Origin of the sequence: Imperialibacter sp. (assembly GCF_048007035.1) — a bacterium.
GTDB lineage: Bacteria > Bacteroidota > Bacteroidia > Cytophagales > Cyclobacteriaceae > Imperialibacter.
On sequence record NZ_CP180355.1, the window covers coordinates 5,281,391 to 5,302,860 of the forward strand.

A 21,470-nucleotide genomic window follows, 5' to 3' on the forward strand; every position below is an offset into this window, starting at 1 on the left:
AAGAGTGCAAATGGAACATCGTAACAAGATGAATACGTCACGTCGTGATTTTATTCAAAAAAGTGTTATTGCCGGAGTGGGTCTATCGTTGATAGACCCACTTATGGTAAGTGCGTTCGCCAAAAAGTCGAAAATGAAGCTTGGCCTGGTGACCTATCAGTGGGGGAAAGACTGGGATTTGCCCACCCTCATTGCCAACTGTGAGAAGACAGGCTTATTGGGTGTCGAACTTCGTACGGAACATGCCCATGGAGTGGAGACAAGCCTTTCTGCCAGTCAGCGGGCTGACGTGAAAAAGCGTTTCGCCGATAGCTCAGTTACCTGTCTTGGCTATGGGGCTAATTTTGACTATCACCATGCGGATCAAGCAAGGGTTCGCAAGAACATCGAAGGCACCAAGCAATATCTTCAGCTTTGCAAAGACATTGGGTCTACAGGCATCAAGGTAAAACCCAATGGCTTTCCTGATGGAGTGTCAAAAGAAAAGACCATTGCCCAGATAGCGGCCTCGTTCAATGAATGCGGCAAATTTGCAGCTGACCTCGGGCTGGTGGTGCGTGTGGAAGTTCACGGCGAGGGAACCCAGGAGCTGCCGAACATGAAGGCCATCTTTGAGCAGGTAACCGAAAAAAGCGTGAAGATATGCTGGAACTGCAACGATCAGGACCTGTGGGAACCAGGGCTGGAAGCCAACTTCAATTCTGTGAAGAAATGGTTTGGCGATACCGTACATATCCGGGAGCTGAACGTGGGTGATTACCCATACCAGCAGCTCATGAATCTGTTCAACGGAATAAAGTACGACGGCTGGCTTTTGCTCGAAGCCCGTACCGAGCCTACCGATAGGGTAGCTGCCATGAAGGAGCAGTTGCAACTCTTTAATAAGATGGTGGGGAATGTGTAACTGAAGCTGCTGAACAAATGAGGTGCCTATAACAGTCGTCATTTCGTAGCGCAGCGGAGAAATCCCCCAGACCTGGCAAAGAATTAATAACCCCTCTCCTCCCTCAGAGTCCCTTATCAGGAGACGCTGAGGGAGATCGTGAGATTGATGCTTCCCAAAGCGTGAGAAGACATTCGCTGTCCGTTCCCGCAGACTACAAAAGTTTGGTCAAACAGCTTCTGCTGGCTAACGGATTGAAATGCAGGGAATGGCTGCAATCCGGCGATCTTGCGAAACTTTTGTAGTCTTTTCTTCCTGCCGATACTACTCTCGCTCAGAGTCTCTCGTAGAGGACTCTGAGCAAGGTTTGTCTATGTTTCACAAAGCGTGTGAAGACACACGCCTTAAACATCAATTTGAAATGGATAGCGATCTGATCCAAACTACCTCGCAGCCACCTTTTGAGCCGAGGTAAATTGGACAATGACGGCTCTCACCTCTTTCGCTTCGTCTGTTCTGCCCAGGGCTTCCAGCGCCGCTAGCTTTCCCCGCAGGGCTTTGTTGCGATTTTTTCGGTTGGTCAACGATTGGTTGAACTGGGTTAGTGCTTCATCCGGCCTGCTTTGTGCCAGCAGCCAATCGCCGTATTGTTCAAAAGAAGGGTAGGCAATAAATGGCGGTCCTGCATCGTAGGAGCACTCACCTTCAAGCTGTGTTGCTTTAGCGAGGCGCTCTTCCGTTAGTGCAGCATCGCCTTTAAGCTGTGCCAGCAGCGCTTCCATCTGGTGAATCACTACCTGTGTTTTTTTCAACCCTTCTTTGGTAGGTGCATACCTGGTAGGCCCTGCGCTGCACATGGCTATGCCTTCATCATTTACCAATAAACTGGCTTTGCTAAGCTGGCGGTTAAGTCCTTCAATTTCCAATTGGATCGCTCCAACGTCTTTTTTATCGAAAGCCAGCAAGCTATTGAAAAAATGCATGGCCGACTTTTCAGAGAGCCCAAGACTGGCGTAATCCACCTGCTGGGGTATTAGTCCTTCCGGCCAGTATCCGGCCTCAATGCGCTGCTCGTTTTGCATGGTGATCAGGTAGCTCTTCGAGGCAGTGGAATCCTGATGGTAACCGATGATCTCAGCCAGCAGATCAGCCGCTTTCTGATACTCACCAGTCTGCAGGTAGCCGTAGTGCAGCCAGGCCATGGCATGATAGCCTCTTTCCTTACCGCCAAGTCCTTTTGCCTCCATCCGGTGTAAGCTCGCCTGGTAGGAGGCAATATTGGAGCTCACCACCTTGTCCCACATGCCCAGGGCCACGTAGATATGCGAAGGCATGTGCAAAGCGTGGGAGGCATCGGGCGCCACAGTAGCGTATTTATCGGCTGCGGTTAGGGCAATCTGAGCGTATTCAGGGTCGTCGTTGGCGTGAATCATGTAGTGCAAAGCACCGGGGTGGGTGGGGTTCTCTGCAATGATGCCTGCGACCACCTCAGCAGATTTGTTGAGGTTGTCCTGATTGGTGTATCCGGCCCACATAAGGCCAAGGGCGTAAAAGGCTGCCACTTCCTGGTTGTCGGGGTTAGCTTCATATACCCCGGCCATATGGTCCGCATAGCGCTGGTTGCGTTCATCGAGCTCACCTTCGCCATAGAGTATTTCTACACCTTCCCAGAAGGCAGCTTCCAGCTGATTTTCTGCCTTTGCCATCCTGGCTTCTTTGGTTTCGCCAACGGCCTGAATGACTTTGCGCCCGGCTTCGACATCTTGCAGGCCCCACAGCGCCCGGTAGTGAGTCATAGCCAGTCCCCAGTGACCCATGAGCTCGTCAGAATCGGCCTCAATGGCTTTCTGGAAGGCCTCGTTCGCATCGTCATATTCGAAGCTGTGCAGCAGCAGAAGTCCCTGGTCAAAAGAGGCGCTTGCCTTTTCAGAGATAGAGAAGCTGTGGTGGAGGTCGCCCAGTTGAGTGTCTTCACCTGAAGACGATTGCTGAGTGCACGATGCTGCGATAAGAACGAAGAGCGAGAGAGTCAGGGATATAACGGTCGGTTTTTTCATAGGATGAAGGTAATGAAAAAACGGATATGAAGTGGTTGGTTACCCTTGCCTCCTTACCATTTCGTTGATCCAGAGAGGAGCGAAAGGGGGAAGGTGTAGCGCTTCCAGTTGGGGTAGGGTAGATAAGCTTGTATTTCGCTCGCCTAAGGTGGCTGAACAGCTAGACTCTCCAATGGCACGTCATTTCGCAGTCCCGATAGCTATCGGGGCGGAGAAATCCCCCGGGTTCTGGCAGTGAGTTTTGAAGGCTGGCTACCATGGATCTGTTTTATGTCCTGTGTTTTGTGGCAGCGGCGAGACGCCGAAATTGATCACCCAAAAGTTAGCCCGGCTGGGAGAGACTCTTGCGGATTTGGAGAGCGTATAGGGAGTTGGTCAAGTCCAGAAATACTTCTTCGATTTTTTGTGTAGGCTTCGGGTATACATAAAGGTGTGGGGCGAAAATAGCAAACTAAATACACCAGCAAAGACTAGACTAAAACCATCAAGATACCAACCTATAAAAGGGAGTAAGAACATAGCAACTGACAAAAGGTAGCCAAGTACTATGAGTGTGAATGTTAGGTATTTCACGGGGAGGAAGTACCATTGCTCTCTAAACTCGCTGTTGCCGGCTATAAACTCATCAGTGCCCGAATATTTGTTGTCGACGTCTTTATCCAGAGATTCCATGAGGCTTAAGTCAGTTGGAGCTGCGAGAGAGTTTCCTGAAGGGTCATTGTCGTGTCTGCTTATTTCTTATCTGCCCACTTTCTATGCTTTTCAAGGTAGGCTTTGTACTGTTCGATGGTCATTCCTTCTGTTTCTTTTGATATTCTCTCTTTTTCCTTCCTGAAGAAGCTGACCGTATCGAATTGCTTTTCTTTAATCTTTGTCTCCATAATTGACAATTTCTTTTGGTGAACGAATGTCCAGTAGGCCTAGACCGTTTTTAATGTTGATTGAGTTATAGCCCCTGATTCTAAATACGTTAACAATATGCTTAAAATTCCAACTCACCAGATAATTAACTTTACACAGTGTCGCAGTAGCGATATGCAAACAATCATCATAGCTCGTTCTTCCAACAACCTTTTCGTTGATGTATTGGTCGGCGAGCACGAAGCTTTCTCCAGTAATTTGAACTAGCTCAATATTACTCTGCGGCAAATGCTGGAAGTGAGTTCTTACTTGCTCAGGGGCATTTTCTAATTCTGCTATGGTCAAGTCAGAATAGACGCAGATGATCTCTCCGTTCTCGACCATGCCGAAAAGTTTTTCTGTTTCCATTTGGAACTCTTCGTCATAAATTCCGCCAAAAACGGACGTATCAAAATAGAGCCTTGGTTTCACAACTTGAATTTAATGATTTCAACTTTGATAGTTAGCATTTCTAAACTACAAACAGGTTTTTGTTGATGAATATTAGCTGTCTAGTGCCCACTTGGCGCTGGTTCTCTCGTAGAAGATGCTTCCCTCTTCCTCCAAATATTTTTTATCTTACCTCCCCCAATCACTCAATGCCATGAAACAACTCACCCGATGCCTGCTGATCTGCTTTCTTTCAGTTCATCTGTCTTTAGCCCAAAAGCCAGACTTCATTCTCAGCCAACAGCTCATCTTCCCTCCACAGTCCGAGCATACGCATGGTAGTAGCCTGGTGCTCCTACCCAATGGCGATAAGCTGGCAGTCTGGTTTCAGGGGAGCGGTGAACGCACAGCCGATGATGTGCGACTGATGGGTGCGAGGCTAAAAAAGGGCTCAAGAACCTGGACAACGCCGTTCCTTATGGCAGACACACCGGGCTTGCCAGATTGTAACCCGGTGCTGTTCCTGAACGGAAGCGGGAAGCTTTTCCTCGTATGGATAACCGTGCAGGCCCATCGCTGGGAGCATTCTATTTTACGGTTTCGCACCTCTACTCACTACAATACTGACGGCGCTCCGCAGTGGGACTGGCAGGACAATATCCTGCTCGCTCCGGGAGAAGCCTTTGCCACGGAGGTCGCTACCAAATTCAAAGACCTGCCGGACAACCCGGCTGGCTGGGCGGAGTATGCACTGTCGTACGACAGAATGATCATAGAAGCCAGCAAAGACGAACGCAAAACCAGCGTCGGCTGGATGACCCGCATCAAGCCGCTGATACTGCCCAATGGTCGCATTCTGCTGCCTCTTTATTCCGACGGCTTCAATATGTCGCTGGCAGCTATTTCGGACGATGATGGCGCTACCTGGAGAGCCAGTCTGCCTATTGTGGGTCGTGGGCCGATACAGCCTGCTTTGGCGCAGAAAGAAAACGGCGACATCGTCGCCCTGATGCGGGACAGTGGCGATTCACCTTCAAGGGTGCATAAAAGCGTGTCAACAGATGGCGGGGAGTCGTGGAGTGCAACGGTGAAAACCGACATGCCCAACACTGCCAGCGTAGAATTGCTGAAGCTGAAGGATGGCAAGTGGGCTTTTCTGGGTAATGATATTGACGATGGCCGTTACCGGGTGAGCCTTTACCTGTCGGACGACGAAGGCGAGACCTGGAAGTGGAAGGTGCGCCTTGAAGACCATGAGAAAGGCGATGACAGGAGCTACTCGTACCCCTGTCTGGTTCAGGATGATAAAGGCTTGTTGCACATAACCTATTCGTCCCGTACCAGCGAGACTGAGAAGTCGATCAAATATGTGGTAGTGGATCCTGTGAAGGTGGTGAGGTAAACTGGGATCAATCTGTATTTCTGGGGATCGAATGTTTCGTTTGTGGTTAAATAAAAAAGCAAAACTGGTTCAATGCGTCCCGCTTGGACCTTTTGCTTTTTTATGACCACTTTGGATATTGGGTTTAAAGGCTATTCCCCAGATTTTCCGCTTGATCCGTAAACTGGCATGTGAGACACACGCCAGAACGATGGCGAAGTAAGCTGCAAGCTTAATAGAAGTGAACCCGCAGGCCTGCGGCGCAACTCGCTACTCTAGCAGGTGAGCGTGAGATAATACTATCAACAAACCTTAAAGAAAGTTTTGCTTTGAGCCTCTTCTTTCTCAGCCAGCATGGCTTCAATCTTCTTCGCCGTTTTGGTAATGGCCAAGCCACCGAGGCCCGTGCACCGCAAGGTGTTGGGAATGGCATCGCCCACCTTCTTCATGGTTTCAATCACTTCATCCAATGGAATGACCTGATCATAATCGGCCAGCGCCATGTTGGCACAGGAGATAGCGGTAGAAGCAGCCATCACGTTTCGGTTCAAACAGGGGGCTTCCACCCGATCAGCGACCATGTCACAAATCATCCCTAACGACGACTGAAGTGTCATGGAGGCCGCAGTTAATGACTGGCTAAGCGTTCCATTTTTTAATACCACAATGCCTGCCGCAGCCATGCCGGAACCTGAGCCGCATTCCGCCATACAACCGCCTACTTCTGCTGCAAACGTAGCATGTGCCGAAATGAACACACCAATGATGCCAGCGGCCAGCATCGCTTTTACCATGTCGTCCTGAGACAATTTTAAGGTAGTCGCTGTGCCAATGACGGCGCCTGGCAGTGCACCGCACGAACCGGCTGTGGGCGCTGCTACGATGACACCCATCGAGCTTTTTACTTCCATCATCGCAGAAGTATAAAGCGTAACGGTATTGAGGACATCGCCTTCTACCAGGGTTTTCTTTTCCATCTGCTTTTTGAAGTTGACCGACTGAGGCCCCAGGATACGGTCTTCATAAGTGGTGCCTTTTACGCCAATTTCAATGGCATTTTGCATAATGGAAACAATGGCACGCATTTTCTCAAAGACTTCTTCGTGGGAAATGGCTCCTCTTGCACTTTCGTAGTGCACGGCAAGCTCCCATAGCGAAAGATTTTTGCCTTCGTTGTATGCCAGCATTTCTTCGGCCGTAATAAACGGCACCTGCAGGTTCTTGCGAGCCAACACCGGAAGTACAGGCGATAGCTTCTTGATTCGGAGTTGGCTGTCGAACTGCTGCAATTCCCCGATGATGTCTGGAGTGACAAATTGATTTGACTTGACCTCTACAAAAAGCTGATCGCCGTGGTAAACATTGATCTCATCATAAGCTATCGAACCTTTCAAAAAATCAGCCACCTGATCAGGCGACTTTGTATAGATCAACGTTTCATAAAAATCTCCAGCCATTAACACCGCCGCACCGTCAATTTCGATCACCTGAATCATGCCCCCACCGGTAGACAGTGCCGTGAGTGTATGCTTTTCTTTCGGATTTTTTAGGGTGAGCTTGTAGGTGTTGGGGTGTGTGGCACCAATGGGGTGAATGTCGATGGTGATTTTTATACCTGCTTCATCTATCGCCCGCAAGTAGTTGGGTAGTCGTTCGTCGTAGGCTTCCCATCCCAGGAAACCACCAAACAAACCCATGTCGGAGCCTTGTCCCTTGTGTGTGGTGGCCAGCGACCCGTTTGGGTCAAACTCAATATTTACCTCCGTGATGTTTTCGTCCATCAAATCTCTGCACAGCCTGCCGATGCGTAGCGATGCAGCGCAGTGAGAGCTGGAGGGGCCACGCATTACCGGACCGATTACGTCATTGAATATGCTGGGATAGCTTTCCATGGGCAGTAAATTTTAAGAGATCACCCATCAATTTAAGAAATTTGTTTCATTATTTGCAGGCCTACCAACAGGTTATCTATGATTACAATTATCTGGACTGTTTTAGTGCTGCTAGCCATTTGGATTGCAGTCGTTCTCTTTCTTGATTATCTGAAGCACCGCACCGAACTGGAGGGCAACAGCTGGACAAAAACAGGATTGATAGGGATGGTTGGTAATTTCTTCGACACGCTGGGCATCGGCTCCTTCGCCATTGAAACTGCACTGCTGAAATTCATGAAGCAAACAGAGGATCGGTTGATGCCGGGAACCCTCAATGTAGGCAATGCCATTCCGACCATGGCGCAGGCAATTATCTTCATACGAATTGTAGAGGTAGAACCATGGACGCTTGTATTGATGGTGGTAGCTTCTGGTGCAGGTGCGTTGCTGGGGGCAGGAATAGTAGCGAAATTACCTGAGAATGTCATCCGGCTCACCATGGGTATTGCCCTTCTCATCACAGCGGGTTTTATGGTGGCCACAAAAATGAACTGGATAGAAGGTGGAGGAGAGGCGATTGGTCTTGCAGGGGGTAAGCTGATATTGGCGGTAGCTGCCAATTTTGTCCTGGGGGCGATTATGACGGCAGGTATCGGACTTTATGCGCCGTGCATGGCCCTCGTTTTTGCTTTAGGCATGTCTCCTGCAGTAGCTTTTCCTATCATGATGGGTTCGTGTGCCTTCCTGATGCCCATGGCCTCTTACCGTTTTATCAAAGCAGGTGCTTATAACAGAAAAGCCGCCTTTGCGATTGCCACAACAGGCCTGATAGGCGTATTCATAGCGGCTTTTGTGGTGAAGTCATTGGAGCTGGATACCCTGCGATGGGTGGTGCTTGGGGTGATCCTTTATACCGCTGCAGTCATGCTTCGGGCTGGTCTACGAAGTCAACAATATTAAACAATTAGTGCATGCTAATATTGCAGAATGACTTGATGGGCGACTTGCTTTCCCTCTCAGAAGTAATTGACGTGGTGGAGAAAGCCATGATCGCTTATGAAAAGCAGGAAGTGATTGTTCCTTTGCGTATGCATATCGAAAAAGGAAAGAATACAATGATTTGCATGCCGGCGTGGGGTGATCGTTATTTCGCCAATAAGCTGGTGAACGTATTTCCGGCGAATCGGGATAAAAACCTGCCCGTCAACATAGGGGCACTTGTGTTGAACGATGCAGAAACAGGGGAGGCGCTTGCGCTGATGAACGCTTCTAAGATAACCGCCCTCCGCACAGGCGCACTGGGTGCTATTGGCATTAAATATCTGACGCCTGCGGACACTTCAAGTTTTGGGTTGATCGGTTGTGGCGTGATGGGCATCCATCTGGCCGCTCTTACGTGTAGGGTTCGGAAGATCTCCACCATCCACTACCTGCATCGGTCAGATAGTGGTGCCGCCCGTTTGACGACTTTCATGCAAACCTATTTCCCCGATGTAGCGATAATGCCGAATTATTCAGCAGAGGAATTGCTGAGCAAAACAAATGCTGTCATTGCGGCCACACCCTCCCCGACACCTGTTTTGCCAAACGACAGTAGTTTATTGAAGGGGAAGTGTTTTATCAGCATTGGTTCCTTCAAGCCCTCCATGCAAGAGCTGCCCGACGAAGTGTTTAGACTGGCCGGTAAATTATTTATGGATTCAGAGTTTGCCAGGGTGGAACCTGGGGATTGTATCAATCCGGTAAAGAAGGGCATCTTAAAGGAAACTGATCTGCTTACGCTTGGAAAATTAATTACTAAAGATGCAAGCGTTGATGTTCAACAGACGACGGCGTACAAGTCGGCGGGCATGGCGGTGTACGATTTGTTTGTAGCGCAGGCCATGTATGAACGGGCACTGCAGTCCAATAGGGGCACCCAGGTAGCATTTTAGGTCACCAAAATGGGGCTAATTTTTGACCCTTGTGGCCGACCTTATGGCAGCAATGGCTAAAGTTGCTGGCGTGTGAGACACCATAGCCGTCAACCTAAGAAATAATTGGTGGATATGGCAAGGCCATTCCGCATGGCCGAGTTTTATTTTCCATGTTTTTTGAAAGCCATTTATCGGAATGGCCGACCGTTTTTGTTGATCTAATTTACTGGTTTAAGACTACATTTAAGTATGTTTTGGTAAGAATATCTGATACTTTTTTTTGCCCTTTTTTATACTCTTTTTCATGAAATGCGTTGCTGATTCGATACAAATCCGTCAGCCATTCGATGAGTCGGTGACTGTTTTGCAGCACAGGTAATGTTAACACTTTAGATCGCCCTTGTAGCGTACTGACTAGCTTATGAAAGCTCAAATCCTTTTGGGTTAAATTCTTTAAGTGATTAAGAAAAGTCCAGTTTAACATTACCCACAGCAGCTTGATGAGAATGATGCATTCTAAACGGGTCGCATTCACTGGGTGTATTTTATGTAATCTCATCACACTTTTCCAGGTTTTAAAGACAAGTTCTACCTGCCATCTCAATGTGTAGAGATCATAAATCTGAGAGGCGGTACATTTTTCCCTTTCCACGTTGGTTACAAATAGATTCAAGCCAATGGCCTCTAACACGTCAGTCCCTAATTTTCTATTCGCTGATTTCTTCCTTAAGCGTTTCTGCTTTTGTTCTTTTGTGAGCAAATTAGCCACAAGCCGTACCTTAGTACGAGTTTTTTCGCCAACATATACATCCATGTCCAGATACCTTTCTTTCTTTTCCTTTAATAAGCTGATAATAGAGGCTGTTGGAAGTAATGAGTATTCTCCCTCCTTGAGGATATAGAAATTCCATTGTGACTTTGCCCTGCTGATAAAGTAGATGTCTTTGCTGCTTAGCTCTTTAAATGCCTTAGGAGAAAAATACCCTAAATCTCTTAGCAATAATGTTTTGGGAGGTACCTTCTCAATATTCTTCATCCCCTCAATGCTATCAGAATCTCGTGATGAGCCAATGGAAATCTCGGTTACCTTAGAGCCTAGCAACTGATACTCAAATTGGATTTGAACACTGGCTTCCCTTCCCTCTCCTCCATACCCAGGAAAAGTATCTGCTACCTTTTTGGATACTTTAAATTCTGAACTATCCATGATACGGATATCAGTAAACCAACTGGAGGGAATGCTTTCTTCTGAATTATGGGCCATTTGCTGTGTCAATACCTCTTGGAGAAGTCCTGCAAGCATCTGTTTTGTGTTTTTATTGAAACGCTTATCAAGAGCTTGTTTAGAAACACTCACGCCATGATGATGTGCAAGATCTATACTGTATTCAGATAGAGAAGGGCATTTGCCATTATTGCTAAAAAAAACCACGTCCAGAAATGCCTTTGGCGAAATGACCGACTTACGCTTTTTGAATGACGATGCTTTTGCAATGGCCTCAATACGCTCATCAGAAACAAATTTTGAGAGGTATTTTGAGAAATTCCTGATTTTTCGGCACAAAATCGAGTTCAGTTTCTTTTCCTAGCCCTTTTTCGCTTAGGTTGACGGCTATGGTGAGACACAGGCCAGAACCACCATTAAGCTTCTTCATCGGGCCATCCGAGGTAGCAGGCCAATAAACCCAGGGGAAGGAAAAGCAGGATCAGGTACCTTCCGTCGTTGGCCAGCACGTAGTCGGTGGGGTTCAAGGGGTCGTAGTAGATGCGAACATGGTGATCTTCTGCACCTGTGGCTGGTGATTCACTTTCTTCGTCATCATCTTCTTCGCTAATGTGATGGATCACACCTTCATGATCAGTAAAATCCATGAGTGTCAATCGTTCCGCCTCCGGCCCATCCGTATTCAGCACTTGCCCTGTAATGATGGCCTCGGTGGGCGTCCAATAGAGCTGCGCATAGAGATAGTTCAAAGGAACGAGGACGCTAGTAGCCACAAGCGCTACGCCGGGAATGAGAAACCAGAGTTGATAGAGTTTGAACTTTCTCATCGCTACGAGTACTGAAGGTTTTTTAGCTGAGGTACTTGAACGGTTGAAACAATGCTGTTAGTCATTTGATAAAATTAAACTTTGCAGTTGAGATTTTAAGCCAAATTATGCTTCAAAAATCGATTGTTGGTAGTGCATCTCAAAACATGCCAACAGCCCTTTCCACCTCAAGCTGCACAACCTGTGCGGGGTAACCAAAAAGGCCAGATCACGGCTGCCAACCGGTCTGGCCTGGTATGTTGCTGATTGCTATTTATTGATTTTAATATTGGTTCCTATCTCTGCATAAAAGGGGATCGTTGGGTTCGTTTTAAAATCCTGAGTGACCACTTTCCCAACTCTGAACAGTGCGTCTACACTGGCAAATGAAATCCCCGTTTGCAAACCATAGCTGAAGTTTCCGCCTGTTGCAGGTTGGTACCAGCCGTTTTTCACGTCAGGGAAGTTTTCCCTGAACTTATCTGAATGCTCGAAATGAGTGACAATCGCTTTATCGAAGCCAAATTCGCCAGCAACAAACCACCTGCTTTGGTAATAGCCAACGGCCGCTTTGAACTCGCTGCCAAAGTTTTGCAGCGTGGCCATTGGGTTTTCGTACCGGCGGTAGATGCCATACACTGAAGCACTTACGTGAAAGTTGTTGAACTCATACAGGTCTGCCACACCACCGACTTTCGTTTTGAAATCGTCGAGCACCTTGTTACCCACCGGAGTGGAGAAATCGATAGTAGCCAAAATGGGAATTGGCGATGACAGCTGGCGGCTGTAGCCTGCGCCGTACACAAAGGCATAGTCGAAGCCCGCATGGGCGTGTGCTATATGGCGTTGCTCTTTTTCCAAACCAGCCCAGTTAATGGTTTGACTATGAGCGATGTTGATGAAAATGGCCGGAAGGATTAAAAGAAGAAATATTTTCTTGCTGAGGATCATTGGTATGATGATTTAAAAAATGAATCGAAGTTGTTTTGACGTTTGGTGAGGGCTATTTCATTGAATTGAGATAGTCCAGCATCACCGGATAGGTGTTGTTCCAACCCGTGGGAAACGACAGCATATCGTGCCCGGCGCCTTCCGTTTCGAAAAGCTTCACTGAAGGGTAGGGGGCTGACACTTTTTGTGCATGCTGGAGGCCGTATGCTTTGTTGTTGGCACTATAAATGAAAAGCACCTGCGTAGTGTACTTGTTCAAATTGGTAGTCCAGTCGGGCTTTTGCTTATCGCCAATTTCGAGATAGGCATCAAAGGTAACTGCTCCACCCCGCCATTCCTGAAGGCTGCCCTCATTCCCAATTTCGCTCGACTCCTGTGAGGTCAGCAACATGAATTTATAGTCCAGGATGGCGTGTTGGTCTGTTTTGCCTGTCACAAACTGGTCGGCATAAACGGCGTCATTAAGGCTCTCGCCGAAGTATTTGAATTTGCGGGAGCGTGTGATATAGTCTTCCACATCTTTCCAGACCAGCCCCCCAGGTTCGGCGAGTATGGCTCCGTCGATGGCTGAGGGGTATTGATTGATGTAGGCCGATGCCAGCATGGCTCCCCACGAATGCCCCAGCAGGAAGACCTTTTGATTGGCATCGCTTCGAAAGTGTGAAATGATGCCGCTCAAATCGTCATACGCCACTTGCATGGTGTAATGCGATTTAGGAAACCGCTGAGAAAGTCCTGTACCCCGCTGGTCGTAAAAGACCACACGGTAGCCCTGGTTGGCAAACTCTTTGCAATTCAAAAGGTAGCGATAATCGGAACCGGGGCCGCCATGCAGCACTACCAGCAGGGGGCCATCAGCAGGCCCAAAGGCTTCGGCATGGAATAGGGCATTATTTAAGCTAACGGAGGGCAGCGAAGCGTTTTCGTCAACTGTTTTGGGAACTAAATTCCCCGAGTCATTGATGTCGAGGTCATCCTGACATCCAGAAAAAATACTCATGGTGAACATGGCACAAGCCAGAAAAAAACGATGTTTCATAAAATTGATTTTGATTTTTCCCCAAAGCTGCGGCGACAGGGTGGTTCCATCGCCCCACCCTATAAGTTGGCACCAGAAAAGTGTGTGATTATTGAGAGGCAACTGCCCGGGGCTAGGTATGCAGGTAGGTAGTCGTTTGCTTCAGGTACTCCGACGGAGCAAGGCCGGTAACACTTTTGAAATTACGGTTGAAGGAGGTTTTGGAGTTAAAGCCGCAATCGAGGGCAAGGGCAAGCAACGTATATTTTTTGCTTTCCGGCAGAGCCACCAGGCGTTTAAACTCCTCCACCCGCAATGTGTTGATGTAGTCGTAAAATGTCTTCCCCTCGAAAGTATTGATGACCTGCGACAGGTAGTGTGGATGCACGTCCAGTGCTTTGGCTAATTCTGTCAAAGTGAGTTCTGCGTTGGTGTGCAGCTTCTCCTTTTGCATGATCTCGCCCAACGAGCTGTGCAACTTGGCTGCTGCTTCGTCACTCAGGCCCGATCGCTGGTATTTTGCTGCAGCTGGCTTGTCGTTTTGTCCGCTGACCGGTTCACCTGTGGAGGATGTGGCAGGCGCTGCCAACGCCGCATCAGGAAGGAGCCTTTCAGGTGTGGGATACCCCTGTGAAAAAATCCCCACTTGCTTGATTCCGAAATAGCCAAGGAAGAAGACGAACACCACCACGGCGTTAAAGATCATTACATCTTCGGCAAACAAAACAAAAAGCCAAATCAGACCAATGCCGTATATTAAATACCGCAGCCAGGCCAGATTGATCTTTTCTGCGGAAGAGAATTGATCCTGAATCGTTTTTTTATGCTCATTCAACTTCCATAGTGAAAGGCCAACATATACCACTCCGGAAATCATTATTGAGCTGATCATCACTAACATTTCGACCTCATACCCCGATCCCTCATTTTTAAACACTTCAATCTTCTGCTCTTCTGGCAGCAAAATGAAAGGGAGAAAAAGGCCATAAAGCAGCACGAAAGGGATGAAGTGTGCTGCTTTGTATTTCGCAGGGATATGTTGATTCGTTAATGCGCTGGTGTACAAAAACAGGAATGGGCCGTGGAGCAGCGGGAGCGGAAAGTTGAAGCCCAAAAGGAAGGGGAACGATAAAAATTGATCGGAAAAGGTCAAATAGAAAAAACACAAATGAACCCCGATGGCAGTAAGCCATGCAGCCAAAATCAAGTCTGCTTCCGATTTGCCCTTCTTTGTAATGAGTAAGACTGCCAGGAAAAAAGTCAGTATGATGCCAGCCAGGTAAAACATGTATCAGGGACGATGACGAGTCAGTTAATTCGGCAGGAAAGATAAAAGCACTTTTTTGGATAATGGACAGGGCTGAGGTTTATTTTCTGCGGCGCAAAAAAGAAGGTAAGCAAAAATATGATGTATTGGGCAGGCGCTGGTAAGGACAGCTTGGCCTACTGGGGGGGCGTTGTCAGATGCACAAGCCTTTGTGCCGGTAGCTGCTAAGCGCTTGTCTCCCTACCTTATAAGCGCTTATGAGAGGTGTAGTAAAGGCGTTAAAAGAAGTGAGACAACGCCTTATCGGAGCTGAGCAAAGGGCTTATCAGGAGGCTGTGGTGCGCACCACACATGGTCAGTGGTAGGCAGCATGGGTAGTGAGTGCTGGGCAGCAAAGGTAGTGGATGGTGGGCAGGCGTCGGTACGGCGAGCTTAGCCTATTGGGGAGGAGCCGTCAGACGCCGGAAAGGGAATCCGGCCCTCTTTACTTGCAATTCCCTGCTAAAACCGGGCCAATTGGGGGGGTTAGGAAAGCTGATGTGTAACAAGCACCTGACACGGGCGTGGGAACTTTATGCCGTTCCTTTTTTACTAATAGTTAGCTGTTGTGATGCTTTCACTGCGGCTGAATAGTTTTCACATTTAGATGCCCGCCTACAGCCCTAAGAACTTTTAGTATGGTTTCAAATTGAGGCTTTGATCCATGTGAGAGTGCCTTGTACAAACTAGGACGACTCAAGCCTGTTTCCGCAGCAATTTTTGACATTCCCTGAGCTTTTGCCACATGTCCAAGGGCGGCAATTATATCCGATGTTTCGCCTTCCTCCAGCACGTTGTTCAGATATTCTGCGATCATATCGTCGTCATCTAAATATTCGGCGATATCGAATTTTGTTGTCTTCATTTTCTTCATATTCCTAAAATGACTTTTTGTACTCTTCCCATAATTGCCTGGCTTTGATAATGTCCTTTTGTTGAGAGGATTTGTCTCCACCATTAATTAACAGGACAATTCTGCCGTCGACGTCCTTTTAATACACTCGATACCCTTTTCCGTGGTGAATTCGCAATTCGCTTAAACCTTGGCCGACAGGTTCACAGTCCCCAAAATTGCCGTGTTCTTCTATGCGCTGAATTCTGAAAAGTATTTTGGCTTTTGCACGATTGTCTTTTAGCTTCTTTAACCACTTGTCGAATTCATCGGTCTTTTCCACAGAATACATACGTGAATGTATTCACTTGGATACACTTTTCCAATTAAGCTAAATGGAAATGTTGAATGGGGTAAGGTGCCTCACAACAAAAGAACACCGACCAATATTCTCTATTATCAGTGCCGTTCTTCCATATTATCTAACAATTGAAAAAGGCTACTGCCATCATCAGGGGGATGTCGTTCCGGCGACGGGTTCCGGTGGCGGGTTTAATGTTGGATCGCTCGTTCCTCGCCAGGGCGTTGGTTTGGGGTCGATGTGGCCGCTACCTTTGTATCTAAAAGGCTCAGACAAATTTGAAGCAGTACGCACCCTCATACAAAGAATTGGCCGAACGACTTATTTTTAGCTTTTCCTATGCTTTGATAGGTACAATTACTTGACTAATAAGAGAATTGTCATTGTTAATTTTTCTAATCGTCCAACTCTCGTAAATCAAGGTCATTACAAATGAGTCGGTCTCAAAGCTTACTTCATTCATTTTCTTGTCAAGTCTGTCACTCCATTCTTCTGCTCGTTTAGAGGCTTCAATTGACTCAAAACCTGGATAGGCTAAAGACCAATTTGTCCCCCAAACAAAGCCTTCAGGTTTATTGTTCTTCTCCCACGCTTCGTAGCTAGTGAATATGTCGTCCCACGATTTTTTAATAAGGTCGTCATTTACCAGAGTTTTATAAGTCAAGTCATAACAGTGCTTAAAAGTCAATAAGTACCTTCCTGCTAAGTCCCCAACCCAATTTGTTTCAATTTCAAATTGATAGTCTCTAACGTAGTCAACAAACCCGTGTCTTAAAACAGCGACATCGTAAATATCTTCCAATTTTAACTTGTCAATTCCCATGCTCAATTTTTTAACTTGTTCACTACTCGCTCATATGTGGTAGAGGTAAGCACTTCAACTCCCACTAGAGCTTAGCCACTCAACTGATAAAATTAACTTTTTGTGGCTGACAATCCACGTCGAAGAATGAGGGAAAACCAACGCAGCCTACATTCATTGAAGGCCTGTGTTACCTAACCTTTAGTCAATTTTTTCTAGCTCTGTGAACACTATGAAGGATATTACATTTTCGCCTGGAATTCGGTAAGCGCCTTTCGCACCTGTGAGGTAAGCCATTACAGCAGTCATTTCCCATCCATCAGTTTCATCTGCATACCATTTGTTTTTTGTTAGCCTTTCAAATTGTTTTCGCTCACCAAATTCCCTTACGACTCGAGAATCTAGCTTTATGTTCTCTAAAAGGTAAGAATTTGACCAAGCCCAGAGCCATGTATTGGAAGACTTAGAGACACTTCCAACTTCTTGGTAGGATATTCGTAGCATTAGGGAGTCTCCATTGAAAAACTCAATTAGTCCGGTCTCTTGATCATATGACCACCTCTGATAAGTGCTTAAACCAAATTCATTTTTACAAATTTCCTGTCTCTCTGTAAGATAGTCGTACGATTGAGTTAGGTAGTCAACGAACTCATCCGTTGCATCTGGTTTGGTTAAATCTTGTTGATTCACTGGGCTTATTTGATTGCAGCTAAAGAAAAGAACAGATATAAATAAGACAAAACGATGCTTCATATTTAGTGAGTAGCAATAGCTAATGTCCGCCAATAGGTAGCTAATCCCAACGAGTTGGCCAGAGTTATCATAACCAACAAGGATGCTTCAAAATCACCAAAAGCAAGGCCTGTGAGAATCATTTCTGAGGCATGAAATAAATCGAATCTAGCCAGTAGTATGATGATCATGCCCACTACCAGAGAGTTCAAATAGGATTGATCAGTTTTTCTATTTTGAATCAAGCTTAGAACTACAATCATTAGCACGATTAAAACCTTGATATAAAAATATTGTGTTAGTAGGCTTGGCAAATTGTCTTGTGAAAGTTGGCGATCCAGAAATGTTAGTTGGTCTGAGTTGATTAGCCAAAAAGTTGGCCTAGCGGCAAGCAGAAAGAAAGTACCTGCAGCAGTGAGTTTTAAGATTGTATTCAGCCTGATCTTTTCCGTCATTCAGGTATGGTAGGTAACAAAAGAATATAGACCACCCATATTCTCTTTTATCGCCACCAATCTACCATATTATCTAGCAATACAAAAAGTCAAAATCTGACTGCTTCAAGCACTACATGCCTGTCATCCCCGCCTTCTTCCCCTCCAAATATTCCCTCTCCAATCTATTGGTGCAGGTGCTAATGGCCTTGTCGATGGCGGCAAGGGCCTGGGTGGGCTCGCCGTTTTTGGCGTGGTACTCGGCGTAGGTGCCGTGGAGGAGGTAGGTGCGCTTGCTCATGGCAGCAGCATCGATAGTGTCGAGCTCCTTTTTGGCGTCAGCCAACCGCTCCATTTGCAGGTAGGTAATGGCCCGGGAAAGCCGGATGCTGTCGGAAGGCATCAGGTCATGCATCTCGTTGTAGTAGTCGATGATCTGCTGCCAGTTGGTATTCTCAAACTTGATGGCCCTGATATGCTCAGCCGCAATGCCAGCCTCCAGGTGGTAAATAGACCGGTCGGGGTACAGCATGGCTTTGTTCAGGGCGTCGTTGCCAAGCACAATGAGGGGGAAGTGCCAGGTGGAGCGATCCTGGTGCTTCAAGTCTACTATTTTACCATCCACAATCTTGGAGTCGAGCCGAGAGGCGTGAAAGCACAGCAGCCCAAATAAGGCGTAAAGGCTGCCTGACCTGAACTGCTCCTTCACCAGCAGGAGCTTGCACAGGCGCAGGGCCTCACCGCAAAGGTCTTTGTCGATGAGCTGATTGAGCTTGGTGGAGTGGAAGCCTTCGTTGAAAATGAGGTAGATGATCTGCTGCACCGCTGAGAGCCTGCCGTCGATCTCGTTGGGTGCGGGGTAGTCAAGGGTAATGGTGAGCTCCTGAATCTTTTTCCTGGCCCGCATCAGCCGTTTTTTGATGGTCTCATCTTTCTGGAGCAGGGCCACGGCTATTTCCTTCATGGAAAAACCCGAAATGGCCTTGAGGGCAAAGGCAATTTGCTCTTCCCTGGAAAACCCGGGATGGCAGGCTACAAAAAGCATCCTCAGCTGGCTGTCCTGCACTTCGTGGTCGAGAAAGTACTCATTGATTTCGAGGGTTGCAGCGCCATGGACTGTTTTTTCGTGTCGCTGCTTTTGGGCATTGATCTGCCGCATCAGGTCAATGGCCCTGTTCTTCGCTGCCTGGGTAAGCCAGGCTTCCGGGTTGTCGGGCTGGGCCTCCCGCCACTTAAGCGAGGCCTGCAAAAAGGTGTCCTGAATGGCATCTTCAATCAGCTCGAGGTGGGCGAGACCGAAGATTTTGGACAAAATGGCGACCAGCTTTCCGTATTGATGCCGGAAAAGATGGTCGACCATGCTATGGGGCTGCTTACCTGTCAAACTTCACTACCTCACGAATTTCTACTGTTCCGCCGAGGTGGTAGTCAGGATAATCCTGGGCAATCTTCACGGCCTCTTCTACGCTGTTGGCGGCGGCGGTGTAGTAGCCCCCTACAAGCTCCTTGCTTTCTACAAACGGCCCGTCGGACTCTATCCTGTCAGGCCCGGAGACCCGCTTGGCCGTGGCATAAAGTGCTGCGCCGCCTCGCAAAATGCCCTGTTCCTTCATTTTGTCACCCCAGGCAAACCACCTGCCCATTTGGGTTTGTATTTCTTCTGGTGAAAGGCCCAGCTCGTCGTAGCTGGCACCTATAAATATCATCATGAATTCTTTCATCGTATAAAAGTTAAATGGTTTCTAATGTATTAAATTCCAGCGCTTTTGCCATCTAAAAGCTTACGCTTTATCGGCCTGATTGCTTCAATATACTGCTAGTTTCTCGAATGAAAGGCCACCCTGTTTCCTTCCGTGTCGATGAACTGCGCCATGAAGCCGTTGGGCCCAAGGGACGTTTTGGGCACGATGACCTTGCCGCCGGCCTTTTCTACCCTCGACAGCGGGGTTGTCAGGTCGTCGCCGCCATTAAGGTACACCAGCGCTCCTTTGTCGGAAGGTTCGCTACCAGGACCGAAGGCAATGCCGCCGCCTACACCGTTTTCCCAGTCGGCCGGGAAGAACGCCATGGTCATGCCCATTGATTCCATCGACATGGTTTCCATTTTTGCATCCAGTACCTGCTCGTAAAATGACTTGGCCCTGTCGAAGTCTTTGGCTGGCACTTCAAACCAGTTAATTGCATTTTTCATCTTGTTAGTCGTTTTGGTGAAACATGATTTGCCCTATGACGAGGCCGGGTTTGGGAAAGGGGACAAGTGGGAGGAAAGTTTTTTGCTAATTAGAAGGTTGGAGGAGTGAGAACGAGAAGCCATGCAGGGAACACGGAGGATAAGATTTCTCCGCTCCGCTACGAAATGGCCGTTACCGACGGCTCGGTGCCAGTAGTAGCCGATTTGCATATTGTTCACTATAACTAAAGGGCTGTACACAGGAGTACCGCCATTCCGTAAGCAAAGGGGATGTCATATTTAAAGAAACAGGTTTAGTCTAATTGAAAATCTTACTAGTTTCGAAACATCGTTACAAACCGAAGTCTATGTCCTCTAACAGAAGAGATTTTATTCGCAAGTCTGCCCTTGGTGCAGGTGTGCTGGGCGTGTCGTCATTGGCGGCGTGTGCCAGTAAAGGTGAGCCGAAGCAGGCAGCCGGGCCAGACCCGTCCACCACTGGCACAAAGCCCATTGTTATCGCTACCTGGGCGCATGGCATGCCCGCCAATGAAAAGGCCTGGGAGCTGCTGAGTCAGGGCGGTAGCAGCCTCGATGCGGTAGAGGCCGGAGTGAGGGTCGTAGAGTCAGATCCTGAGGTGCAAACGGTTGGCCTGGGCGGCTTCCCCGACAGGGATGGCGTGGTGTCGCTGGATGCGTGCATCATGGACTATGACAGCCGCTGTGGCTCGGTAGCATTTTTGGAAGAGATTGAAAACCCGATTTCGGTAGCTCGCAAGGTGATGGAGGAGACTCCTCATATCATGCTGGTAGGAGAGGGTGCTCAGCGTTTTGCGGTGGAGCAGGGGTTTGAAAAAAAGAACCTGTTGACAGAAAAGTCGAAACAGGCTTACGAGAAATGGCTGGAAACGGCAGAATACAAGCCGGTCATCAATATTGAAAACCACGATACCATTAGCATGCTGGCTTTGGACAGCCAGGGCCGACTAGCAGGCGCTTGTACCACCAGCGGGGCTGCCTGGAAGATGCACGGCCGTATTGGTGACTCTCCGATCATCGGCGCTGGTCTCTTCCTTGATGGCGAAGTAGGTGGCGCTTGTGCTACTGGGTTAGGAGAGGCAGTGATCCGGGTGGCAGGCAGTGCCATGGTGGTGGAGCTGATGCGGAATGGGATGAGTCCTGGAGAGGCCTGCAAAGCCATTGTAGAGCGTATTGCCGCCAAGCACCCATCCGTCGCCGATCTGCAGGTAGGCTTTTTGGCGCTGGACAAATTTGGCAACTATGGCTCCTACGCTATCCATAAAGGCTTCAACTTTGCTGTGTACAACAACAATGGCAATACACTGATTGATGCCGTGAGTAAGTATTGAACTGATAAGAATTGTTTACCTGGTAAGTTATTGAAACATTTTTTGAGTAAGTAGTCAACCTA

At 47.8% G+C, this 21,470-nt stretch carries 24 protein-coding genes; 6 read left to right on the plus strand and 18 right to left on the minus strand.

The genetic code is table 11. From position 1 onward, the window contains the following. Nucleotides 1-10: 10 nt before the first annotated feature. On the plus strand, nt 11-904 hold the full coding sequence (locus ACMVP2_RS22830; RefSeq protein ID WP_416865250.1) for a sugar phosphate isomerase/epimerase family protein: 894 nt from the start codon (nt 11-13) through the stop codon (nt 902-904). Nucleotides 905-1,326: 422 nt separating this feature from the next. On the opposite strand, the gene ACMVP2_RS22835 is transcribed toward ACMVP2_RS22830, so the two are convergent. The 4 genes from ACMVP2_RS22835 to ACMVP2_RS22850 all read right to left on the minus strand — a co-directional run bounded on the left by ACMVP2_RS22835 (nt 1,327) and on the right by ACMVP2_RS22850 (nt 4,272). Then, nucleotides 1,327-2,940, minus strand: a complete 1,614-nt coding sequence (locus ACMVP2_RS22835) for a tetratricopeptide repeat protein (protein WP_416865251.1) — start codon at nt 2,938-2,940, stop codon at nt 1,327-1,329. A gap of 375 nt (nt 2,941-3,315) precedes the next feature. Beyond that, the gene (locus tag ACMVP2_RS22840; protein WP_416865252.1) at nt 3,316-3,612 is read right to left on the minus strand and encodes a hypothetical protein; all 297 of its coding nucleotides are present in this window, start codon (nt 3,610-3,612) and stop codon (nt 3,316-3,318) included. A gap of 59 nt (nt 3,613-3,671) precedes the next feature. After that, the gene (locus tag ACMVP2_RS22845; protein WP_416865253.1) at nt 3,672-3,821 is read right to left on the minus strand and encodes a hypothetical protein; all 150 of its coding nucleotides are present in this window, start codon (nt 3,819-3,821) and stop codon (nt 3,672-3,674) included. Further along, a complete protein-coding gene (locus ACMVP2_RS22850; RefSeq protein WP_416865254.1) occupies nt 3,805-4,272 on the minus strand; it encodes a hypothetical protein in 468 nt (155 codons plus the stop codon). Before ACMVP2_RS22850 ends, ACMVP2_RS22845 begins: the two co-directional genes overlap by 17 nt. A 172-nt stretch (nt 4,273-4,444) precedes the next feature. On the opposite strand from ACMVP2_RS22850, the gene ACMVP2_RS22855 reads away from it, so the two are divergent. After that, nucleotides 4,445-5,632, plus strand: coding sequence for a sialidase family protein (locus tag ACMVP2_RS22855; protein ID WP_416865255.1), 1,188 nt, complete (start codon nt 4,445-4,447; stop codon nt 5,630-5,632). 281 nt (nt 5,633-5,913) lie between these two features. Here ACMVP2_RS22855 and ACMVP2_RS22860 read toward each other — a convergent pair whose 3' ends face one another. Further along, nucleotides 5,914-7,503, minus strand: a complete 1,590-nt coding sequence (locus ACMVP2_RS22860; protein ID WP_416865256.1) for an L-serine ammonia-lyase, iron-sulfur-dependent, subunit alpha — start codon at nt 7,501-7,503, stop codon at nt 5,914-5,916. Nucleotides 7,504-7,581: 78 nt separating this feature from the next. Here ACMVP2_RS22860 and ACMVP2_RS22865 point away from each other — a divergent pair, with 78 nt between their 5' ends. Both ACMVP2_RS22865 and ACMVP2_RS22870 read left to right on the plus strand, forming a co-directional pair. Next, nucleotides 7,582-8,445, plus strand: coding sequence for a TSUP family transporter (locus ACMVP2_RS22865; RefSeq protein ID WP_416865257.1), 864 nt, complete (start codon nt 7,582-7,584; stop codon nt 8,443-8,445). Nucleotides 8,446-8,456: 11 nt separating this feature from the next. Beyond that, nucleotides 8,457-9,419 carry an ornithine cyclodeaminase family protein gene (locus ACMVP2_RS22870; RefSeq protein ID WP_416865258.1) on the plus strand — a complete coding sequence of 321 codons (963 nt, stop codon included), beginning with the start codon at nt 8,457-8,459 and terminating at the stop codon, nt 9,417-9,419. Between the two features lie 205 nt (nt 9,420-9,624). Here ACMVP2_RS22870 and ACMVP2_RS22875 read toward each other — a convergent pair whose 3' ends face one another. From ACMVP2_RS22875 to ACMVP2_RS22935, 13 genes are all read right to left on the minus strand, one after another. Continuing rightward, a complete protein-coding gene (locus tag ACMVP2_RS22875) occupies nt 9,625-10,965 on the minus strand; it encodes an IS4 family transposase (RefSeq protein ID WP_416864363.1) in 1,341 nt (446 codons plus the stop codon). Nucleotides 10,966-11,042: 77 nt separating this feature from the next. After that, nucleotides 11,043-11,453, minus strand: a complete 411-nt coding sequence (locus ACMVP2_RS22880) for a hypothetical protein (protein ID WP_416865259.1) — start codon at nt 11,451-11,453, stop codon at nt 11,043-11,045. A 249-nt stretch (nt 11,454-11,702) separates the two neighbouring features. Beyond that, nucleotides 11,703-12,383, minus strand: a complete 681-nt coding sequence (locus tag ACMVP2_RS22885; protein ID WP_416865260.1) for a hypothetical protein — start codon at nt 12,381-12,383, stop codon at nt 11,703-11,705. 52 nt (nt 12,384-12,435) lie between these two features. Continuing rightward, complete coding sequence (locus ACMVP2_RS22890; protein WP_416865261.1) at nt 12,436-13,422, minus strand: alpha/beta hydrolase; 987 nt, start codon at nt 13,420-13,422, stop codon at nt 12,436-12,438. Nucleotides 13,423-13,534: 112 nt separating this feature from the next. Continuing rightward, nucleotides 13,535-14,689 (minus strand): helix-turn-helix domain-containing protein, encoded by a 1,155-nt coding sequence (locus tag ACMVP2_RS22895; protein ID WP_416865262.1) that lies wholly within the window; start codon nt 14,687-14,689, stop codon nt 13,535-13,537. Between the two features lie 595 nt (nt 14,690-15,284). Further along, the gene (locus tag ACMVP2_RS22900) at nt 15,285-15,581 is read right to left on the minus strand and encodes an addiction module antidote protein (RefSeq protein ID WP_339794777.1); all 297 of its coding nucleotides are present in this window, start codon (nt 15,579-15,581) and stop codon (nt 15,285-15,287) included. A 118-nt stretch (nt 15,582-15,699) separates the two neighbouring features. Continuing rightward, a complete protein-coding gene (locus tag ACMVP2_RS22905) occupies nt 15,700-15,891 on the minus strand; it encodes a type II toxin-antitoxin system RelE/ParE family toxin (RefSeq protein WP_416865263.1) in 192 nt (63 codons plus the stop codon). A 346-nt stretch (nt 15,892-16,237) separates the two neighbouring features. Beyond that, on the minus strand, nt 16,238-16,723 hold the full coding sequence (locus ACMVP2_RS22910; RefSeq protein ID WP_416865264.1) for a hypothetical protein: 486 nt from the start codon (nt 16,721-16,723) through the stop codon (nt 16,238-16,240). Nucleotides 16,724-16,903: 180 nt separating this feature from the next. Next, nucleotides 16,904-17,392, minus strand: a complete 489-nt coding sequence (locus tag ACMVP2_RS22915) for a DUF6882 domain-containing protein (protein WP_416865265.1) — start codon at nt 17,390-17,392, stop codon at nt 16,904-16,906. A 65-nt stretch (nt 17,393-17,457) separates the two neighbouring features. After that, complete coding sequence (locus ACMVP2_RS22920) at nt 17,458-17,889, minus strand: hypothetical protein (RefSeq protein ID WP_416865266.1); 432 nt, start codon at nt 17,887-17,889, stop codon at nt 17,458-17,460. Between the two features lie 112 nt (nt 17,890-18,001). Beyond that, a complete protein-coding gene (locus ACMVP2_RS22925) occupies nt 18,002-19,228 on the minus strand; it encodes an RNA polymerase sigma factor (RefSeq protein ID WP_416865267.1) in 1,227 nt (408 codons plus the stop codon). A 13-nt stretch (nt 19,229-19,241) separates the two neighbouring features. After that, the gene (locus ACMVP2_RS22930; protein ID WP_416865268.1) at nt 19,242-19,589 is read right to left on the minus strand and encodes a YciI family protein; all 348 of its coding nucleotides are present in this window, start codon (nt 19,587-19,589) and stop codon (nt 19,242-19,244) included. A 95-nt stretch (nt 19,590-19,684) separates the two neighbouring features. Beyond that, nucleotides 19,685-20,059: a VOC family protein gene (locus tag ACMVP2_RS22935; protein ID WP_416865269.1), complete on the minus strand. Its 375-nt coding sequence runs from the start codon at nt 20,057-20,059 to the stop codon at nt 19,685-19,687. Between the two features lie 105 nt (nt 20,060-20,164). On the opposite strand from ACMVP2_RS22935, the gene ACMVP2_RS22940 reads away from it, so the two are divergent. Further along, nucleotides 20,165-20,287, plus strand: a complete 123-nt coding sequence (locus ACMVP2_RS22940) for a hypothetical protein (protein ID WP_416865270.1) — start codon at nt 20,165-20,167, stop codon at nt 20,285-20,287. 119 nt (nt 20,288-20,406) lie between these two features. Next, on the plus strand, nt 20,407-21,408 hold the full coding sequence (locus tag ACMVP2_RS22945; protein WP_416865271.1) for an isoaspartyl peptidase/L-asparaginase family protein: 1,002 nt from the start codon (nt 20,407-20,409) through the stop codon (nt 21,406-21,408). Nucleotides 21,409-21,470 lie beyond the last annotated feature (62 nt).

What these genes read in the sequence shown, in the direction of transcription:
- ACMVP2_RS22910 (WP_416865264.1), bottom strand. Translation starts at nt 16,723, where the DNA reads ATGGGAATTGACAAGTTAAAATTGGAAGATATTTACGATGTCGCTGTT.
- ACMVP2_RS22900 (WP_339794777.1), bottom strand. Translation starts at nt 15,581, where the DNA reads ATGAAGAAAATGAAGACAACAAAATTCGATATCGCCGAATATTTAGAT.
- ACMVP2_RS22895 (WP_416865262.1), bottom strand. Translation starts at nt 14,689, where the DNA reads ATGTTTTACCTGGCTGGCATCATACTGACTTTTTTCCTGGCAGTCTTA.
- ACMVP2_RS22860 (WP_416865256.1), bottom strand. Translation starts at nt 7,503, where the DNA reads ATGGAAAGCTATCCCAGCATATTCAATGACGTAATCGGTCCGGTAATG.
- ACMVP2_RS22835 (WP_416865251.1), bottom strand. Translation starts at nt 2,940, where the DNA reads ATGAAAAAACCGACCGTTATATCCCTGACTCTCTCGCTCTTCGTTCTT.
- ACMVP2_RS22885 (WP_416865260.1), bottom strand. Translation starts at nt 12,383, where the DNA reads ATGATCCTCAGCAAGAAAATATTTCTTCTTTTAATCCTTCCGGCCATT.
- ACMVP2_RS22920 (WP_416865266.1), bottom strand. Translation starts at nt 17,889, where the DNA reads ATGACGGAAAAGATCAGGCTGAATACAATCTTAAAACTCACTGCTGCA.
- ACMVP2_RS22925 (WP_416865267.1), bottom strand. Translation starts at nt 19,228, where the DNA reads ATGGTCGACCATCTTTTCCGGCATCAATACGGAAAGCTGGTCGCCATT.
- ACMVP2_RS22830 (WP_416865250.1), top strand. Translation starts at nt 11, where the DNA reads ATGGAACATCGTAACAAGATGAATACGTCACGTCGTGATTTTATTCAA.
- ACMVP2_RS22880 (WP_416865259.1), bottom strand. Translation starts at nt 11,453, where the DNA reads ATGAGAAAGTTCAAACTCTATCAACTCTGGTTTCTCATTCCCGGCGTA.
- ACMVP2_RS22865 (WP_416865257.1), top strand. Translation starts at nt 7,582, where the DNA reads ATGATTACAATTATCTGGACTGTTTTAGTGCTGCTAGCCATTTGGATT.
- ACMVP2_RS22870 (WP_416865258.1), top strand. Translation starts at nt 8,457, where the DNA reads ATGCTAATATTGCAGAATGACTTGATGGGCGACTTGCTTTCCCTCTCA.
- ACMVP2_RS22845 (WP_416865253.1), bottom strand. Translation starts at nt 3,821, where the DNA reads ATGGAGACAAAGATTAAAGAAAAGCAATTCGATACGGTCAGCTTCTTC.
- ACMVP2_RS22935 (WP_416865269.1), bottom strand. Translation starts at nt 20,059, where the DNA reads ATGAAAAATGCAATTAACTGGTTTGAAGTGCCAGCCAAAGACTTCGAC.
- ACMVP2_RS22890 (WP_416865261.1), bottom strand. Translation starts at nt 13,422, where the DNA reads ATGAAACATCGTTTTTTTCTGGCTTGTGCCATGTTCACCATGAGTATT.
- ACMVP2_RS22930 (WP_416865268.1), bottom strand. Translation starts at nt 19,589, where the DNA reads ATGAAAGAATTCATGATGATATTTATAGGTGCCAGCTACGACGAGCTG.
- ACMVP2_RS22855 (WP_416865255.1), top strand. Translation starts at nt 4,445, where the DNA reads ATGAAACAACTCACCCGATGCCTGCTGATCTGCTTTCTTTCAGTTCAT.
- ACMVP2_RS22840 (WP_416865252.1), bottom strand. Translation starts at nt 3,612, where the DNA reads ATGGAATCTCTGGATAAAGACGTCGACAACAAATATTCGGGCACTGAT.
- ACMVP2_RS22945 (WP_416865271.1), top strand. Translation starts at nt 20,407, where the DNA reads ATGTCCTCTAACAGAAGAGATTTTATTCGCAAGTCTGCCCTTGGTGCA.
- ACMVP2_RS22905 (WP_416865263.1), bottom strand. Translation starts at nt 15,891, where the DNA reads ATGTATTCTGTGGAAAAGACCGATGAATTCGACAAGTGGTTAAAGAAG.